Here is a 17,727-nt window from a genome sequence, read left to right on the forward strand (position 1 = left end):
ACATCTCAGTTACCTGTCCCCAGCTGTCAGCTCATTATTAGATGGTATCATCCAATGTCCATGTCAGTGTTCCTGTATAATGTAGACCCTTTTCTCCAACATTACCACCAACACCTAATTTGATATCTTCCAAAGATGCTGCCCAATCAGCTGAAGCCGCTTGATTTTTTTGGGTGAATAATGCTTTTGAAGCACCGCCTACTGTTAGCTCAGTACTTGTTGCTGCAGTTGGCGCAGTACTACCTGTAGCAGTGGCATGAGCACCAGCAGATTTAATTGTTGTTGCATCTGTATTTGGATCATTTTCTCCATCATATCCGTGAACCTTTGATGTAAAGAATAATTTTGTTTTATCTAGTTTCTTCGTTGTAGTTCCTGAAAGCGCGGTTAATTCTCCCAACTGAGCTTTAACAACCCATTCATTTGTATCTGTAACTGTACCTGTTAAATCATCCTTACGCGTATCACGAACAACGACGTAATAACTGTTGCCGCTAACTTCCGCAAACTCCTGATACTTTTTATTGATATCATTGTACTTGCCGAAATCTAGTTTTTTAGGCACCCAGCGTAATTGTAAATCCCCTTCTTCTGTTCCTGGTATATGGGCATCAACGAAGCCAATACCAACTTCTGTATCCTGACGATCCACTTCTTGCGCAGAAGCAGTCGCCCCTAAAATAATTCCTCCAAATGCTGCAGCTGTTACAGCAGTTGTGATAGCACTTTTCACTTTCATAAGATAATACCTCCAAATAATTTTTTATTTATGAATAAAGACAGATGTCTATATTCCTTTTTTTAGCTGGAAAAAACCGTCACTGACTACTCTAAAAAAGCGTTGCTGAACTTTCTGCAAGTTGGTTCATAAATGAATACTTTTCGAACCCATAAACATTCCTACAGCAATACATTTCTTTAAAATAGATATCAATTTCCTTTTCAATCAGCAAACGCATTTCCTGTCTAATGTAGGGAAGCTCTTGAACTGCAAGACTATAAATGAGGCAAAGGTGTAATATCCTGTCATTTCTAATAAGCTCAGGAATGGTTGCCTTGAAGCTTGCTGCATTAATTCGCTGTATTCTCCGCCGGCTCTGCTCTGCTGTTTCTTTAAAAATCTGACACAGCTCGCCAATCAATTGCTGCTCTCGATGAGTCAGCTCTTTCAATAGGTTCTTCCCATTTTCCGCCAAAAAAAGTTCTTCAAAGGAAAAATCCCACAAATAGCTCACTTTAAAGAACCTCCTATTCTTAAAAACTAGAAATGATTTTCTTTTATTCCTATTGCTTCAGAAAATGCTTGATTAAATATTCGTTCATGTCAACTACGTTTATTCTAAATGATTTAATTTAGCAATCTCCTTTTTCGACATGAATAGGACATATTTTACGTTGACCGTTATAAAAACAATAACACTAAAAGCGTTTATCGAGCATAACCGCTTTTGTTGTTTTATTCGCAAACTCCAAAAAATATTTATTTTAATCTAACAACTAATATAAGATTATAAATAGTACAATTAACAGTACTATAAAATTGATATTACAATACAAAGAAATTTAAATTATTAAGTACAAAAAAGAATAAATAATATTTTAAAATAACAAAAACACTCGTTAATTAAATTGGATTTCAGATTCTATCTTTTAGTTTCCAATCAGATTCGCCGTAAAAACCAATGATTTTTCATGTACCTGAAAACCTTTTTTACTATCAAAACCGGAAAAATCACTGAAGGAAGCACGGCTTTTACTACGTTTATCGACTAGTTCCCAAAGAAGTTATTTTCTATTTTTCATAGTTTTTTATTTTTTTCTGCACACAGCTTTCGTTTTCAAATACAGTTAGCCAATCTACTACATTGATTACAAATATAGGAGTTGACCAAAAGTATTTTGCATCAACAAATAAACCGTACTATACGAAAATGTCTCCACATTTTCAATATAGTACGGTTTATTTCCGAAGAAGCTGCTTTTAGAACATTCCTTATTCGGAGGTAGACAGACAAGTGCCTAACTATTTATTACTGACCAAAATCCATTCTTAGTATGTTTTTTTACGATTCGCTGTATCCATAGTTTTAACTAGTATTGCTTTTAAAATAGAGTCCACCATCATTCCAATGGAAACAGCTCCGCCTGTTAGCAAGAGAACACCTAAACTATTCTTGGTTCCGATATACTTCGTTACAGCAATCAAACTTGCCACACCAATTACTAGTTCAATCGCTGCCAGCTTCAGCCAGCACTTTACTCTCTGTGTATCTCCAATTACTTTGATGTCATTCATCATTTTCGATTCCTTCAATAATAGTTTATCTAAGGAAAAATCATATAGTTTAGCCAAGGCACTTAAATTATAAATATCAGGTACTGTTTTACCGTTTTCCCAATTTGAAATAGATTTTTGATTGACTAATATTTTTCCAGCTACTTCTTCTTGAGTTAAACAGCAATCTTTGCGCCTTTGTTTTAAAAATCTTGCTAAATCTATCATCATCCCTCCTCAACTACTATTGTCTTTTACTTAATGATACCTTGCCATCCAATAGCTGCCTAATCTGTAAAAGAAGCCTAGAAATATCTTACTAACGTTGATTTATCAAGCAACAATCCATCTATGCGAAATCTATCTACACGCTATGAACAAACAGCAGCCGCAGTTTTTTCCCCTTCTATACTTGCCCCTAATATAATTACAGATATCAATCATTACTTTCAACCTATTTTTCTATGTACTGAAGTAAATTTTCTAAGTAATTCTCCATTTCTTTTCATCCTCTAGTGACCTTCTTTATTTAGTGTATCATAATTTAGAATGCTGGCTGCCTTTTTCTTGTTGACATTTACGCGGCGTTATAGCTTATGCTGAATTTAGCAGCGAAGAAAGGAGGTGGGCGGCTTGGATGTTTATTTAATGCCGATGTTTAATAAATTAATGGTGAAGGATATTCAAAAAGCAGCAGCTTGGTATACAGATTTATTGGGATTCACTTCATTATTTGCATTTAAAAATGAAAATAACGAAGTGAGCATGAATCATTTACGTCTGAAAAATTATCAGGATATTATGCTGATTCAATCAGAAGCTTTCACTGCGGGAGACGGATTACGAATGAATTTAACCGTTGATCATCTGCATGAGCTTGCAGAACGTATACCAGAAAAATTTATCATTGAAGCACTTGAAAAACAGCCTTGGAACGCAGAAGAAATGACCATTAGAGATTGCGACGGCTATCTGATTACATTGACACAAGCAGGAACAGAAACAACTGATTCCTTTGAAACTGTAATTGATCGTGTTTCAGAAAAATTCAACTAGGAAGGCTCAGTATCATTTTTCAGCAATAAAAATGGGAGGCGAGACTTGTATGTCTCTGTCCCTAAAACTGAATACAGTATTTATTAGCTTCTTTGAAAATAAGGCTGAATAGACGAAAATAGTTTCTCCTATTTTCAGTATATTCAGCCTCATTTCATAAGCTAAAACTCTTTTGTCATAGCCTCATATTATTAGCTCTTATTTAATCATATCAAAACAATCATACTCTCAACTCAAACACTTATCAGCTACTCTGCTGCGCAATTTTCTATGCTGTCTGATGTTCACGAAAACTGCGAATAGCAAGTGGAACAGTCACCAAGATAATCAATAAATACACAAGTACGTTGATAGTAAAAAGATTCGTTGTCCAGCCTGCTATGTTGTAGGTGATATTACTGACGAATTTCATATTCAGCTGAACCCCCGGCAGCAGATTAACTATCCAGTTATACAGTACCGAGGCAGTGGACTTCGGCATAATAAACGGCATCATTAGCAGCAATACATTTGTGACCAGCACAGGAACCGGCGTACTCAATCGTGAAGAGAGAAGAAGTGTCACCCCAATCATTCCAAAAAGAACCAGCAGTCCTAATCCGAAGTGAATCCAAACCATCTCACTAAACGTCCAGGGAAATGGAGAATTGGGCACTCTCAACTGTATCGGCAGCTCGCCTCCTTCACTTCCAAAAAGGGCAAAGGTTCCTCCAAATGCGAGCAGCATGGTTATGCCATATACGAACAATCCGAAAAGATAGGCAGCAGCAACTTTAGCAGCCAATACTTTACTTTTGCCAAATTTACTGGAAAGAATTAGAACCGCTGTCCCATTTTGATACTCTCCGGCAAAAATAGGAGCAAGCGAAAGACAAATCATCAGGATGAGCAACGGAATAAATCCGATTCGATCACCTATATTGTTCCAGCCTGCATAATAACCATAACGGTAAGGCGCTGAAACAGCCGCAGTTTTTTTCTGCCAATAGCTCTTTGCCGACTCGGTTAACGCTCCGCCATTTTCTGGAATATCTCTTGCCAGCATCGCTGCTTGATTTTGCTGATATTGCTGATAAAATCCCAGTGTGCCATCTTCTTCAACTGGAATTTTCAATGCATAGTCAGGCGTTGTATAGTACTGAGGGTCATAGAAAGTACTGGCAACCAAAGACAACAGCGCATAATTTTGATTATAAAATGAATGAATAATCTCAGAGGTGAATTCTTTTTCGCCCTCTTCGTTTTCAATATAGCTGGCCGGGTTTGCAGCAATCTGCTGATATTCTTCAACCACTGCGCCAAGCACCTCTTCAGTCAATACATTCGGTTGCTGTCGAATAAGTTCTTTTTGAATATTAACAGCACTCAAGCCTTTGTAGGTTTTCCCTTGTAGATCAGTCGTCTGCACTTGAAAAGCGGGCAAAATGAATAGCCAGATAGTGAATAAGCTAATAATTGCTAAGCTAATCAGCGTGGATTTACGCTTAAAAATCTTTTCCCATTCAAATCTGATTAATTCTATCATTAGAAATCCTCTCCTCGCTTTTTTCCTTGAAGTAATATAGATAAACATCCTCCATGACCGGCTCAGTCAGTTCTGCGTTTTCCAGCGGCTGCTCCTCGCTGATAATCCGCAGTTGAATAGTATCCCCACTGTAATGAATGTTGGCAATAGTTAAGTGAGGGATAGCAGCTAGTTCTTGCTGGTTCACCGTTGCTAGCCAAACTTTGTTCTGAACAATATTAACAGCTTCATGAGTTGGGCTTTCCAGCAATATCTGGCCTTGCTTCATAATAACGATTCGGTCAGAAATATACTCTACATCTGAAACGATATGTGTGGACAATAAGACAATCCGGTCATCCGCCAGATTTGAAATAAGATTTCTAAAATTAACACGTTCTTGTGGATCTAAACCAACTGTCGGTTCATCTAAAATCAGTATTTTAGGATTGTTGATAACTGCTTGGGCAATACCAACCCGCTGCTTCATTCCGCCCGACAGAGTATTCATTTTCCGGTTAGTCAGCTCCTTCAAGCCTACCACTGTTAATACTTCATCAATTCTCTGATTTATACTACTGCTTTTCATCCCCTTGATAAGTCCCATATAACGTAAAAACTCCCCCACAGAGAATTCCTCATAATACCCAAACCGCTGAGGTAGATAACCAATTTTTTCCAGAAAGGCATCCTCTATTTTTTTGATGGGCTGACCATCAAAAAGAATTTCCCCTGAGGTTGGCTTTAACAGCCCGCAGGTCATGTTCATTAACGTGGATTTTCCAGAACCATTTGCTCCTAATAATCCATATATTCCAGGGGTTAACGTCAGTGAAAAATTTTTTACTGCTTCAATGTCCTTAAATTGTTTTGTCAGGTTTAAATACTCCAATTTCATTGTTTCAGCCTCCTTTAGTAAACAGCACTTGATAAAAACAAGAGCTTATCCTACTTTCTTTACGTATAGTTGTCTCTTCGTACCTCTATCGTTCTGCTTGTTGTAGCAATTGTTCCTTTCATTAATACACTGATCGTCCCTGACAAAATCATTTTCTCTAATTTAGAAACAAGTATTGATTCAACTGATTTTCACTTCGTCTACCAATTCACTAGCTACCCGTTCCTTTAACCTGGATTCATATAATAAAAATAAATATCTTCAACAGTCGGTTTGACCTGAACAGCCGTCAGATGTGGCTGCTGTTCACTATAAACGCGAAGCTTTTTTTGAGAAGCCTGCAGGACTCTACTCAATATTTTCCCCTTCATAAGCTGTGCTTCTACCGCCTCTGTTATTTCCCAAATCATCCCGTCAAATTTAGTAGTTAAGTCGGCAAGCGACTCCTTGGCTATTAGCTCTCCTGATTTTAACAGCAATATCTCGTCTGCTTCCCCTATTTCACTAACTAGGTGAGTGGAATAAAGAATCGTTCGTTTCTGGGAAAGCTGCTTGAGTAGCCTTCTTAAAGCTATCCGCTGTTCAGGATCCAGATGGTTAAAGGGTTCATCAAGGAGGATTAGCTCCGGATTATTTAATAACGCCTGTGCAATACCTATCCGCTGATGCTCTCCCATAGACAGCTTCGCTATCTTCCGATTCTTTTTATCCGATAAGCCTAACTCCATCAATAAATCATTGATTTGCTGCTTCGCCTGATAAGCAGGAATGCCCTTCAAGCCTGCTATATACTTTAGAAAGCGAACCGGTGTCATCGTCGGAATTAGTCCGAATGCTTGGGGCAAAAAGCCTAATTTGTTTCGATAATCCTCTCCTAGGGTTCCTTGAAGCTCCTGGGCTACCATAATATCTCCCAGCGTTCTGTCAGAAATACCTGCTAAAATTGCTAAAAGGGAGGTCTTGCCTGAACCATTTGGACCAGCTAAGCAATAAAGCCCCTTCCTCAAGGAAAAGCTAATTCGGTCTAAAATTAGTTTTTTTTCGTTCAAAAGACTCAATTTTTTAACGGTTAATTCCAAGTCTTACACCTCCTTTTCGGCTCAGAAATAGCATGGAAATCAAAGACAAAAGGCTCCCTCCTAGACCTGCTAAAATCCATTGAATCTCTGTAAGCTGATTCAATGAAATGATGCCGTCAACACCTTTTAACAACAGAATGATTAATACCACCGTCACTACCTGTTGCCCCCAGAAGGAAAGAAAGCTATTCGTCATAGTGACAACCCCTAAGCTTATTCCACTAATAACCGTAAAAGGAACAAAGAAGCGCAGCAATGTTAAAAGAAATGAGCTGTCAGAAAAAAATGCCGTTATTGATCCAGCTGTCAGCAGCAGTAGAAATTCGATAAGTCCTAGGGCAAAATAACGCATCAGCAGAACTTGATGAAAGGCGTAGCGGCAGGACTTCTCAATCTGCCAGGTTGAATAAATGAAGCTTTTCAATAATTCCGGAAGCATGGTTAAGCAAAGCAGTACACTAAACGCCAGAGAATACATCATGACTGAACCAGATGAGGTATAATCTCTTCCAATCATAATTAGGATAACTAATGTCAAAAGCAGCTGTATAAGAATAAATGATGGCGATAAGTAGCGTATCTGATTCACCAGCTGCTTCAGCAGCGTTTGAGGAAAATCCTGTGAAGCCAAAGCTTGTTCTGCTAAGTGAATCGTCTGCTTCTGTTTATTAGAATCCTCTACCTGATAACGGTTAAGTACATCTTTTAATTGATTATCTAAATCAGTATTCATAGATTTTCTTCCTCCAGCCTGCTTTTTATTTTTATCTGCCCCTGCTTCAATCTGGATTTTACTGTTGACAAGGGGATTTCCAAAATCTGGGCAATATCCTTTAGCCTAAGGTTATGATAGTACCGCAGAATAATAACGTCTTTTTGAATCGGGGGAAGCTCATCAATCAGCCCTTTAATTATTAATTTTTTTTCTGACTCCAGGGTCTGCTCAACAGGATTCGTGCTGACATCCGCAGCCAGCAGTTCTGTATCTATGGACAAATTGGGCAGCTGTTTTTTGGCTAGTGTATTGGTGCAAAGGTTAACCGCAATGGTAAATAAGTAGTTGCGAAACTTTCCCGTAAAACGATAGCTCTTAATATGATGAACCAGCCGCAGAAAAACTTCCTGAGTGATTTCCTCCGCTAGTCCCTGATTTCCAAAACATCTCCGATAACAGTAGCGGTAAATATCCTGATAATAATTTTCAATCAGTTCGTTCAACGCGCGGCGATCTCCTTTTTTACTGTAATAAATCAATAACCACTCATCCACTGAAACACCCCCTCATCTATTATTAACCGATGGATAGTAAAAAAGTTTTAATTTTCTACTATTTTTTATTCTATTTCAAACAGCAAACCTGCCTTATAAAATAACTATAAAGACACCCAATAAATCGGTCGATTCATCAGGTGTCGAAAATTAACTATAAGAAATAATTAGGAATTGGAAAAACGTTTTTTATGAAAGCTTGCGCTTAATTCAGTAATTTTATAGTTAAACTACTAAAAAACAAAGCTTTTTCGTAACTATTAGAGCTTTATTTATTCTTCAGCGGCCGCGTAACGCTGATTACTTTCGTGGATTTCCTGACAAAATGAATCACCTAGTTCAAGCGGTTTTCCTGTCTTCAATGCGTCAATATACTGTATTGTCTCCTCTATCTCTGTAAGCGTGATGGCTAAACTATGTCCGGCATGAATCTGCTTAGGGTTCATTTGAACATATTTGTTCAGAGTATCCGTATATACATCAAGATTATTTTCGTAAATTTGAATAATTGGACGTTCAAGATTATCCCCTACATAAAGAAAATCTGATTTCTTATCCAAAACCGACAGACCATCTCTAGTATGCCCAGGCGTATGAAAAATATAGATATCTTCATTTTCCCAGCTACCGGCGTCCTCAATCAACACCGTAGGCTTCACCAGCCGTTTCTCTCCTTTAAAGTGTTGTCCTTCCTCGCTAAGGTCTGTCTCCCATGATTCTTCCATGAGCGTACCGCACAGGTAATGGGCGATAATTGGCGTCTGTTCAAAATAAGGATTTCCCCAAACATGATCCCAATGAAAATGCGTGTTGATAACATACAGCTTTTTCCCCTTCAGTTCATTTTCAATATCCGCCATGATTTCAGCCATATACTCAGAACCGCAATACGTGTCAATAATATAAACTGCTTCTGGTTTAATTAAAACAAAGACCATGGTTATAAATGGATCTAATTCATTAAAAATATACGCATAACTGTGCGGGTCAAGAATTCTCTTTTCCATAACTACTCCTTTTGCATTCAACTTTTATTTCTACTAGATTATGTCTGAAAAGCTTGTTTTTCCTATAGTTTTTAGACAGGCTCTAGTTTATCTTATTTTAAGAATATCATTTTTGAATGACTACAATCCTTACCACTCTTTTTGAAAATCTTACGAACTTTTACTTCATAGAATCCAGTTGCTTTTTCGAATCACAAAACACTTGCCATAATTGTATTTGATTATTTTTAACTACTACTTTCCAGCATGCTGGAAAATACCATGATTTACTTTTGTTTCCTAGGTATGAAGCACTTGCTGTTCCGATTATCATTGAGAATTTCTCGCTTTCAATATAATCATCTACTTCAATAGTATAGTCTGGAAACCAATCGAAATAGCCCTGCCAGCCTATCTTCATTTGTTCTTTGTCTTCTTTATCTCCATAGGTATCAATAAAACAGAAATCTTCTGACATCATTTGAATAATTTGAGGCAAGTCCTGATGATTAATTGCAGCAACAAAATCCAATACTATGTCTCTTTTCATTGTTTTTCTCCTTCAATTATTAATCTTTTTAGAAGCCGAACAACGTGAGGAGATTTCAGGTTATGCTATTGATTCCAGCTATTGAGCTTTTGGGGAATTATTAAATAAACTAATAAACTGGTTGAGCTTAATGCTCTATAACTTCTGTTACGTTTAATTTCGGCTGCAGAAATAGTTTCTTCCTAATGACTACTTTTACTGAGTACAAATACTCCTTTTGATTAGCAGCTTGTATTCTAATCTCGTACCACATCTCGTTTTTTGAAGCTTTCTCACTTTCGCTTATCATAGGGAAATCATCCTTAGGGTCATAACTGGGAACCTCTATAAAATTTGGCAGTTGAGATAGTATCTGTTCATTGGGATTGTTAAAAAGATTGTCACTGACTTTGACTACGCCGAATCCTATGGGGATAATCAAAATAAGCGCCAGCAAAAATAAATACCCACAGCCTTGTACTGAACTTTTTTGTCTCAGTATATTCTTACCCAACAAATCAACTCCATTCATTTGTATCCTTTTTGATGCTATTCCGCGCATAGCCCTCAGACGTCAACTCTTTCGCTTTCTATGAACCTGTCTACAGAACCTATTAATCTATAGTCACCTTATATATTTCAGCTTTCAAAAGCCGCAATGTTAACAACATACTCCTGCCCATCTACTGAAATTTTATAATACGGGTTCCCTTTCGTAGAAGTGTAATAGGCGATAATATTTACTTCTTTACCAATCAATCCTAATCCGTTAGTTGTTTGAACGGTTTTTGCAGCGGATCGTCCAAAGCCTAATTCCAATACCGCTTCGTCAATAGTATAAACATTGTAATTCTTTATTATGGATAACACTGTGCTTACTTCTTTTTTTGTCTGTATATAGTTTTCTTTAAAATCAATTTCAATACCAAACTTAGTATCGAAAGCTCTGGAGTTAACAACATATTCCTGTCCATCTGCTGAAATTTTGTAATAAGAGTTTCCTTTGGTAGATGTATAGTACGCCAAAATAGTGAGATCTTTATCAGTTAATCCCATACCATTAGTCGTTCCTACAACTTTTGCACTACTGATACCAGCTTTATTATTCAGTACTTCCTCATTTATAGTGTAGACATTGTAGTTTTTAATGATTGAAGAGACTACATTAACTTGTTGCTTTGTTTGAATATAGTTTCCTTCAAAATCAATCCTTATTCCGAATAACGTATCAAGATTCGTTGTTATTTTACCATCATGGTAGTTAACAAACCCTTCAGGACTTGTCAAAATCCATGATGAAAGTTTTTTAGGCTGCTCCCAGCTTAAACCAGCAAGTGCTAAAGCTGCCGCATCGACTGCCGTACTTTTTACACCATTGCTATTTTCTTTAGGCGAGTTCCATAATCCAGTAGTCCACGGCGCCATAAATTCAGTTCCTGAAATATTGTCTCTTTGAGCATTATAGCCATCTTCGCCGCCACCCAAGTGAGGAATACCAAGAGCATGTCCAATTTCATGAATTAGAGTTGACTCTTTCCAATCTAGTTGAGCAGCAGGGTCTAATGAATCAATTGCCCATTGATTTGGGTAAAACAGTATGCCATCACCACTATAGGTCTGTCCACCTAATGCTCCTAATTTTTCTGGAGAATCGTGTATAATCTCATCACTTTTTTCTGGCGAAGATACGACTTCCACAATGGTCGTTCCAGCTAATGTGTTCCAATATTTAGCAGCAGCTTGAACCATTGTATCTGTCATCATCTCAGACTCATTGTATAATTGAAGAATTCCATCGGTTCCAACAAAGTTGGGAAGTGGTGCGTTTTCTAGCACATAAATGTGGTCAGTAGCAGCTTTATCAAGGCTAGTATTCCCGTGATATTCACTCCCATGAGTAATTTTTGTCAGTGATTCCAACTCTGATTGAGTGTAGTAGGACAAGTCAATTGATCCTTCTGGATTGTAGTGCTGAGCAGTTCTTTGATAATACGTAGTTTTTTGATTTACAGACGCATTTGCAGCTTCGACATTTTCAAAAGACAGAATTGTACCTGCAATTAACAAACTTCCCAAAATAACACATTTTCTTAGCATATTTTTACTCCCCCTAAATAAAATTTAATCAAAATATTATTCCTTTTTCTTTACCCACTATTCATTATAAACTATCCAAAAATTTCTATTGGAACATCTAAAAATACCTAATAATTTCTTCAGACGTGTTCAGCTAATAGTTGAATGTGCTTTTTATTGCTTGTTACTTCTAGCTCTCCTTTTTGCTTGTATTTGATAGATTATTCCTTATAGAAAAATTATCTTGAAAGGTCCACAGCTATTGTCGAATAAATTCTTCTTTTTTTATATAGCGTAATACCATTTAATCATGGATTAAGTCATATTTAAACATCTTATAAAGAAAAGGTTCCTTATTCCAGTTTAGTTTCTCCTAGTTAACACGCTCACTACGATATAGAAACTGGCGGCTTTGATTGTTCCTCAAAACCACCAGTTATAGCTTAATCACTCAACCTTTAAAGCAATAGATTTTATTCGCTGTTAAATTTGTCAGTCGCTGTATAAATTTTTTCTATGAATGATTAGGCTAATCATTACATGATTACTTCTTGTATTTCTGTTACTTGGCTTTCTTTTTATACTCTATTAATTGGTAAACATCAGGCAACTCACTTTCACTATAGATATCGATTTTTAGCGTAGTCCACTTACCACCAATGAGTGAAGCTTTTGAAAAAGCTTGTTTTAACTCATCTGCTATAGCTAATACAAAAACACCCTGTTTGTTTCCTTCATTAAAATGAAAAGCAATAGTGAAATAACCATTCTTTGCTTCTCCCCAAAATATTGTTTTTTTCTTACGAACTGCCTTGGCAAGCCATCCCCCATCTCTGTAAAAACGCCACTCAAGAACCACTTCAAAATCTGCTAACTTTTCTACTAATGTTTTGTACGCAGAAAAGCTATTTCCTAAAACAATTCTTAAATTTTCAGCAGTCGGTTCGATATTTTTATCTTTTTTAAAATCTATCATAGTATTTCAGCCTCACTTTTACTCAGTTTTTTAATTGGTACCCAATACTCAAGAATTGCTCCCTCCGAGTTTTCTTTAGCATGTACTGAAATATCCGGACCATTGTCATATTCATATCCGCTTGTTGGCAGCCATTCTGAGATTACGCGGTTTCCCAGCTCCTGTGTTTCTTCAATTGTTTTTCCTTCATACGAAAAAATGGCCCAGGTATAGGCAGCGACTATATGTTCCTCTAAAGGCTCCTCAATTGGCGTGTCGGCTGCAACCGAAATTAAATACCGCCAAGTTTCAGTATTTTCATCTGGCATCATCACTTCAAGTAAGCCTGATGACTCGTTTCCCATTAAACTTTTCAGCTTCTTAATTGTACCGTTGCTCTCAGCAAATTTCCAAACCTGTTCAATCGGCTCATTCATACTCTCAAAATCCCCAAAAAGCGGAATAGAGATACCTACAACACGAAAGGCCTCTTTTGTCTCAATCCTGAAATCCAGACTTTCCACTCCTTTTACGACTATTTGAAAGCTAAGAGGTGTATATGATTTGACCGATACACCCTCTAATTTAACAAGTGACGGTGCTATTCCGTGTACGCTTTGAAAAGCACGGTTAAATGCAGTGGGTGAGCGGTAGCCGTATTTTAATGCTACATCCATGATTTTCATATCAGCGCTTTTTAAATCAGCTACTGCTAAAGACATCCTTCTTCGCCGAATATATTCCGACAAGGGAACGCCAGTCATATAAGCAAACATTCTCTGAAAATGATAGGAGGAGCAGCCAGCTACCTTAGCAATATCCTCAGTACTCAATGTCTCGGTAATATGTTGTTCAATATAACTAATTGCCTCATTCATTTTCTCTATCCAATCCATTTTCATCATCTCCAACAGTAGTCTATTCGTATACTTTATTATAAGGCACTAACAATATTCCGTCCTCTCCTCTGACATAATAATTAGAGAGCATGTACATTAGAGGGGGTCTGAAAACTCTAGCGGAGAATCAATATATAGGCTAACACTCAAAGATAAGTGGAGCTAGTTTCTTTCAAGGAATAGTTATCGAAACAGCCGCTACCCATACCTGCCATATTTGTCAACATTAATAATTAAAAGAAGCTTTTTCTTTTTAGAACTAAAGAAAAAAGACCGCAGCATGATTCAAGTCATACTACGGCCAGTTACATTTATTCACTTAATAGCTAAAGCTGCCCAGTAAATAAAATACTGGATAAAGTACCATCATTAGCGACATTGCCTTAAGCACCAGGGGAAAGGTCTGTGTCTTTATTTGCGCTCTAACATAAGGTTGAATCAGCTTAATGATGAGCGGCAGCAACAGTAAGCTTAATAACACGGTGGGCGGAGCGGCCTGAAGAAAGACACTCGCGACCATCACTAAGAAGCTCAAGCCTAGAAAAACCAGTAGTAAGCGTACACTTTGCTTTTTGCCAATATAGTAAACGAGTGTTTTCCGATTGTTCCGAATGTCCTCTTCCAAATCGCAGGTATTATTTGCTAACAAATTATTAAACATACAAAGAACCATTGGACTGAATGCCAGCAGGGTCTGTCCCCAGAAGCTGCCGTTGATTTCAGTCTTTCCATACGCAGTCAAGTAAACACTCATCGCAGGGATCATATAGCCGCTTAGAACAGCCGGTATGGTCTCAGCAATAGGTAAACTATTGATTGGCCGAATGCCATAAGAATACCCTAAGCCCACATAGTAGCCGACGATTCCCAGCAGCAAAATGAAATAGTCAGAAGACCAAGTCAGAATTGCTCCTGTCACCATAGACAAGAGTAGGAACACAAAAAAAAGTTTCCTTACTGTAGAAAGCTTCAGCTGTTCTCGGCCAATAATATTTGTTTTCGTCTTATATTCTTCATCTTTGGCATTTTGGTAGTCCATATAGTTATTGAAAATATTGACCGCAACATGAATAAAACTCAATGTAAGTGTAAATAAAAGAATACGCCAGTTGAAGAAAACACCATAATGATAGCTGGAATAGGACATTCCTAACAGAATCAGAAAAAAATTCAGCGGTGCAGTATAAATCTCGCCTAGCTCCCAGATAATTTTGAATGACATGAATAAGCTCCTATACTAAATAAAGTTTGTCTCCAAGCTCTTATCCTATCTAGCCGACTTGCTTCTGTCAACGCTTTTGTTCCATTCAACAGAAAACTACCTCTCATTATACTGGATTCTGGCAAAAAGCTTGTTCTCTTGATAGTTTTCAGACCAATCGCAGCTTCAAACAACTCATACCAATAACTCTCTCTTACCGGCTATTCTGCTACTCTTGAGTAATTATTAGCCGTTCATGCTTATCAAAATAAGGCGCCGTCATTTCCCGCCATCTGGTTTCTGAAAAAATAGCAGAGGATATTGGCAACAGTCCGTAATTTCCTAAGGCAAAGCCATCATTTACTTCGACAATCAAGGTTCTGCCATCATCTGTTACCCCAATATCTAGTCCATAAGCGGAGGGGCTCTTTGTCCAGCTTTTAACAGCTTGATCGATAATTGCTGCATCATAATGTACATGATAATCCCCTCGGTAGGGGCGGACATCCAGAATCGAACCATTCAATACAAACACTCGCCATTCTGCTAAAAAATTGACAGCTTCACTAATCCAGACAGGGAAATCAAAAGGCAACCCTATCCCTATTAAATCTTTCGTTCCCCTGACAACACGTCCAGTAAATGCCTTGCTAACCGTTTTGGGTTTGACAAACTGCCCCCAGTTTTCAGGTATATTGACTATTTCGCCTAAAAGACCAGAACGAATATGTCGACCATAAAAATCAGAAAGCTCCGCCGGATAATCTTCAAATTCAGGTTTGATATCCATCAGTTGAAGCAGCTCTAAGGTTTCTTTGATGTAATCTACCACAACATCTTCTTTTCTCAACTCAAAAATGTCATAAATCGACTGATAGCGAATAATCTCCTCCCCCCTCAGGTAAAATCCCACAAGGGCATTATATTTATCAATACTCGGTTCAATTGGATATTTTGTCTCTTTGATATAAACTGTCATTTTCTTCTCCCATCTAGTGATTCACAAGTGAAACACTTATTTGGTAAATAAAAAGGGTAGATTATTAACATAAACCGTCCCTTAGAATCGAATAATCGGTGTCTCAAAAATCCTCACTGCTTCATGGATTGAAAACCGTAGAAAAGCTTATAGGTACCTCCCAAGAATCGTTAAAGCAGCAGAACAGCGACTCACTTTACTTCAATGTTAGCAACTTCTAGTATTTGTCTCGCTCCCTCACGTAAACTATTTTTGAATGTTTCCCATAATATCGTCAAAAGTTTCTACAGTATTCAGCAATAATTCGATAATCTGTGATTTTGTCAGCCGTAAGCCTCTCCGGTCCCGGGCATCTTCAACCAAATTTTCCAGCTTCTCTAGATTTTTATCATCTAGACTAATCATTACACGATTTTTATCGGTAGCCATTGTTTCACTCTTTTCTCGTTAATAATAAAATACTGATTAGATAACAACACAAGTGTTGCACTTGTGCAACAAACAATTGATAAATCTTATGCTCTCATTTCTCATTGATATTTATGAATTTTTTTCTTCAAGAATCCCACTAAATCGAGAATGTTAAAAAAATTTGCGTAATATATTAAGACATTTGATAGAATAAAGTCAGTTATTTTTGTACAATTTTTTCTGGAGGTAGATTTGAAATGTCAAAATTTAATGAATTGATTTATACGCTGCGAAAAGAACGTGGTTTTACTCAGGAAGAGATTGCACAAGAAATAAATGTAACCAGACAAACAATTTCCAACTGGGAGACTGGTAGTGCACAACCGACAATTGATAAAGCGATAGACTTAGCAAATCTCTATGATGTTTCCATGGATGAGTTAATCGGCAGACAACCCACTGTAAGAAAAAAAACGAGTACACTTTTACTTTCTCTACTGAATCAGAAAGTTACCATCTATTTGAGTCCTGATACAGACGCTTGGATTCACATAGGTAAAACAACACTGACGAATTGTAAGATTACTGTCGTTTCCCCAAACAGCATCCGTGTGATTCTAACCGAGAAGAATCAAGTAATCGAAAAGCTGATTTTCACCAAAAACATTGTTGGTATCGAGAAGGGGGAGAATTAATATGTGGTGGATTGTTTTATTGATTATTGCAAGTATGCTGTTTTCCCGATTAGATGATTTAATTGAGCTATTTAAAAGCAAAAATCCCAATTATCAAGAGGAAAAACAAAAAGAAAAGCTCTCTTATGAACAGGAACGTATAGAAATAAGACAACAGCTTGAAGAACTGATTGGTGCTGCTTGCCAGATTACCAATCCAAATCTCATTTATACAGCTAGTGATTCAACTCGACTTGAAGGTGTTCTGTTGGACTTAGATGATGAATGGGTAGTCATTCAAACCACTGAAAAGAAAAAAACACGACAATTATTTTTAAAGCTCGAAGAAATTACACATGTTTCAAAAATTTTATAATTATTTCTCCACTAAAAAAGGATGGAACAAAAGCAAATGGCTGAACTCTTCTTTCTCTAAAATCCGAATAAACGGGTTCCAGTCTTTATATGCTTCGAGGATCGCAGCAGAGTGAAAACCGTAGACAAGCTTGCAGGAACCTAATGCTTTGTCTCGAGAGTCACTAGACTCGTAGAGACAGCAAGCTCACTATACTTCGTTCCAATAGCATCAACCTCTAAGTGCTAAAAGCACTTAGAGGTGAAGTTCTCGGAAATAAGCCGAACGATTTCAAAAATATAAAGAGCTCAGGTAGGTATCAATCAACAGCTACTCGGTTCCCTCGTAGTGTTTCTTGACAAATTTCGGATAATCCGTCTTCTTGCTGTGAAACACAGCGAGGGATGAGCTGATGTTGAACGGTACCTACCTGGTTTTCGGAGCTAAACACTTTGGCACTGACCCCCAAAAGTGAGAGGGCAAAAGAGAGGCGATTAAACGGTCTGTTTTCGATAGGCTATCGGTGATAGATAACCCAACTTCCGTTGAATTCTATGGGTATTATAATTCTTAATGTAATT

General features: G+C 37.4%; 21 protein-coding genes. 3 read left to right on the forward strand and 18 right to left on the reverse strand.

The features are described 5' to 3' along the window. Nucleotides 1-37: 37 nt before the first annotated feature. From ACYSNQ_RS06455 to ACYSNQ_RS06465, 3 genes are all read right to left on the reverse strand, one after another. On the reverse strand, nucleotides 38-739 hold the full coding sequence (locus tag ACYSNQ_RS06455; protein WP_426082052.1) for a WxL domain-containing protein: 702 nt from the start codon (nucleotides 737-739) through the stop codon (nucleotides 38-40). A 91-nt stretch (nucleotides 740-830) separates the two neighbouring features. Next, nucleotides 831-1,235, reverse strand: a complete 405-nt coding sequence (locus ACYSNQ_RS06460; RefSeq protein WP_426082053.1) for a hypothetical protein — start codon at nucleotides 1,233-1,235, stop codon at nucleotides 831-833. 815 nt (nucleotides 1,236-2,050) lie between these two features. After that, the gene (locus tag ACYSNQ_RS06465; RefSeq protein ID WP_426082054.1) at nucleotides 2,051-2,503 is read right to left on the reverse strand and encodes a helix-turn-helix domain-containing protein; all 453 of its coding nucleotides are present in this window, start codon (nucleotides 2,501-2,503) and stop codon (nucleotides 2,051-2,053) included. 405 nt (nucleotides 2,504-2,908) lie between these two features. Between ACYSNQ_RS06465 and ACYSNQ_RS06470 the strand changes: the two genes are divergently transcribed. After that, the gene (locus ACYSNQ_RS06470; protein ID WP_426082055.1) at nucleotides 2,909-3,331 is read left to right on the forward strand and encodes a VOC family protein; all 423 of its coding nucleotides are present in this window, start codon (nucleotides 2,909-2,911) and stop codon (nucleotides 3,329-3,331) included. A 268-nt stretch (nucleotides 3,332-3,599) separates the two neighbouring features. Here ACYSNQ_RS06470 and ACYSNQ_RS06475 read toward each other — a convergent pair whose 3' ends face one another. The 14 genes from ACYSNQ_RS06475 to ACYSNQ_RS06540 form a co-directional block, all read right to left on the reverse strand. After that, nucleotides 3,600-4,856 (reverse strand): ABC transporter permease subunit, encoded by a 1,257-nt coding sequence (locus ACYSNQ_RS06475; protein ID WP_426082057.1) that lies wholly within the window; start codon nucleotides 4,854-4,856, stop codon nucleotides 3,600-3,602. After that, nucleotides 4,834-5,733, reverse strand: a complete 900-nt coding sequence (locus ACYSNQ_RS06480; RefSeq protein WP_426082058.1) for an ABC transporter ATP-binding protein — start codon at nucleotides 5,731-5,733, stop codon at nucleotides 4,834-4,836. Before ACYSNQ_RS06480 ends, ACYSNQ_RS06475 begins: the two co-directional genes overlap by 23 nt. 227 nt (nucleotides 5,734-5,960) lie before the next feature. After that, nucleotides 5,961-6,812, reverse strand: a complete 852-nt coding sequence (locus ACYSNQ_RS06485) for an ABC transporter ATP-binding protein (RefSeq protein ID WP_426082059.1) — start codon at nucleotides 6,810-6,812, stop codon at nucleotides 5,961-5,963. Beyond that, a complete protein-coding gene (locus ACYSNQ_RS06490; protein ID WP_426082060.1) occupies nucleotides 6,796-7,545 on the reverse strand; it encodes a hypothetical protein in 750 nt (249 codons plus the stop codon). The genes ACYSNQ_RS06485 and ACYSNQ_RS06490 overlap by 17 nt, the downstream gene beginning before the upstream one ends. Next, complete coding sequence (locus ACYSNQ_RS06495) at nucleotides 7,542-8,081, reverse strand: RNA polymerase sigma factor (RefSeq protein ID WP_426082062.1); 540 nt, start codon at nucleotides 8,079-8,081, stop codon at nucleotides 7,542-7,544. The genes ACYSNQ_RS06490 and ACYSNQ_RS06495 overlap by 4 nt, the downstream gene beginning before the upstream one ends. Before the next feature lie 272 nt (nucleotides 8,082-8,353). Then, entirely contained in the window at nucleotides 8,354-9,088 is a 735-nt protein-coding gene (locus ACYSNQ_RS06500; RefSeq protein ID WP_426082063.1) for an MBL fold metallo-hydrolase, read from the reverse strand. 160 nt (nucleotides 9,089-9,248) lie between these two features. Next, nucleotides 9,249-9,617 carry a nuclear transport factor 2 family protein gene (locus ACYSNQ_RS06505; protein WP_426082064.1) on the reverse strand — a complete coding sequence of 123 codons (369 nt, stop codon included), beginning with the start codon at nucleotides 9,615-9,617 and terminating at the stop codon, nucleotides 9,249-9,251. Nucleotides 9,618-9,744: 127 nt separating this feature from the next. Continuing rightward, nucleotides 9,745-10,110: a hypothetical protein gene (locus ACYSNQ_RS06510; RefSeq protein ID WP_426082065.1), complete on the reverse strand. Its 366-nt coding sequence runs from the start codon at nucleotides 10,108-10,110 to the stop codon at nucleotides 9,745-9,747. 125 nt (nucleotides 10,111-10,235) lie between these two features. After that, a complete protein-coding gene (locus ACYSNQ_RS06515) occupies nucleotides 10,236-11,693 on the reverse strand; it encodes a zinc metalloprotease (protein ID WP_426082066.1) in 1,458 nt (485 codons plus the stop codon). A 541-nt stretch (nucleotides 11,694-12,234) separates the two neighbouring features. Beyond that, nucleotides 12,235-12,648, reverse strand: a complete 414-nt coding sequence (locus ACYSNQ_RS06520) for a DUF3788 family protein (protein WP_426082068.1) — start codon at nucleotides 12,646-12,648, stop codon at nucleotides 12,235-12,237. Then, on the reverse strand, nucleotides 12,645-13,523 hold the full coding sequence (locus tag ACYSNQ_RS06525) for an AraC family transcriptional regulator (protein ID WP_426082070.1): 879 nt from the start codon (nucleotides 13,521-13,523) through the stop codon (nucleotides 12,645-12,647). Before ACYSNQ_RS06525 ends, ACYSNQ_RS06520 begins: the two co-directional genes overlap by 4 nt. Nucleotides 13,524-13,845: 322 nt before the next feature. Next, nucleotides 13,846-14,748, reverse strand: a complete 903-nt coding sequence (locus tag ACYSNQ_RS06530) for a prenyltransferase (RefSeq protein ID WP_426082071.1) — start codon at nucleotides 14,746-14,748, stop codon at nucleotides 13,846-13,848. A 208-nt stretch (nucleotides 14,749-14,956) separates the two neighbouring features. Beyond that, entirely contained in the window at nucleotides 14,957-15,706 is a 750-nt protein-coding gene (locus ACYSNQ_RS06535) for an ATP-grasp domain-containing protein (RefSeq protein WP_426082072.1), read from the reverse strand. A 246-nt stretch (nucleotides 15,707-15,952) separates the two neighbouring features. Continuing rightward, on the reverse strand, nucleotides 15,953-16,135 hold the full coding sequence (locus ACYSNQ_RS06540) for a CopG family transcriptional regulator (protein ID WP_426082073.1): 183 nt from the start codon (nucleotides 16,133-16,135) through the stop codon (nucleotides 15,953-15,955). 239 nt (nucleotides 16,136-16,374) lie between these two features. Between ACYSNQ_RS06540 and ACYSNQ_RS06545 the strand changes: the two genes are divergently transcribed. Both ACYSNQ_RS06545 and ACYSNQ_RS06550 read left to right on the forward strand, forming a co-directional pair. Further along, nucleotides 16,375-16,812 carry a helix-turn-helix domain-containing protein gene (locus ACYSNQ_RS06545; protein WP_426082074.1) on the forward strand — a complete coding sequence of 146 codons (438 nt, stop codon included), beginning with the start codon at nucleotides 16,375-16,377 and terminating at the stop codon, nucleotides 16,810-16,812. A gap of 1 nt (nucleotide 16,813) precedes the next feature. After that, nucleotides 16,814-17,167, forward strand: coding sequence for a hypothetical protein (locus ACYSNQ_RS06550; RefSeq protein WP_426082075.1), 354 nt, complete (start codon nucleotides 16,814-16,816; stop codon nucleotides 17,165-17,167). Nucleotides 17,168-17,640: 473 nt separating this feature from the next. Here ACYSNQ_RS06550 and ACYSNQ_RS06555 read toward each other — a convergent pair whose 3' ends face one another. Further along, the gene (locus ACYSNQ_RS06555; RefSeq protein WP_426081163.1) at nucleotides 17,641-17,721 is read right to left on the reverse strand and encodes an IS3 family transposase; all 81 of its coding nucleotides are present in this window, start codon (nucleotides 17,719-17,721) and stop codon (nucleotides 17,641-17,643) included. Between the last annotated feature and the right edge of the window lie 6 nt (nucleotides 17,722-17,727).

It is taken from the genome of Enterococcus sp. LJL51, assembly GCF_054871795.1.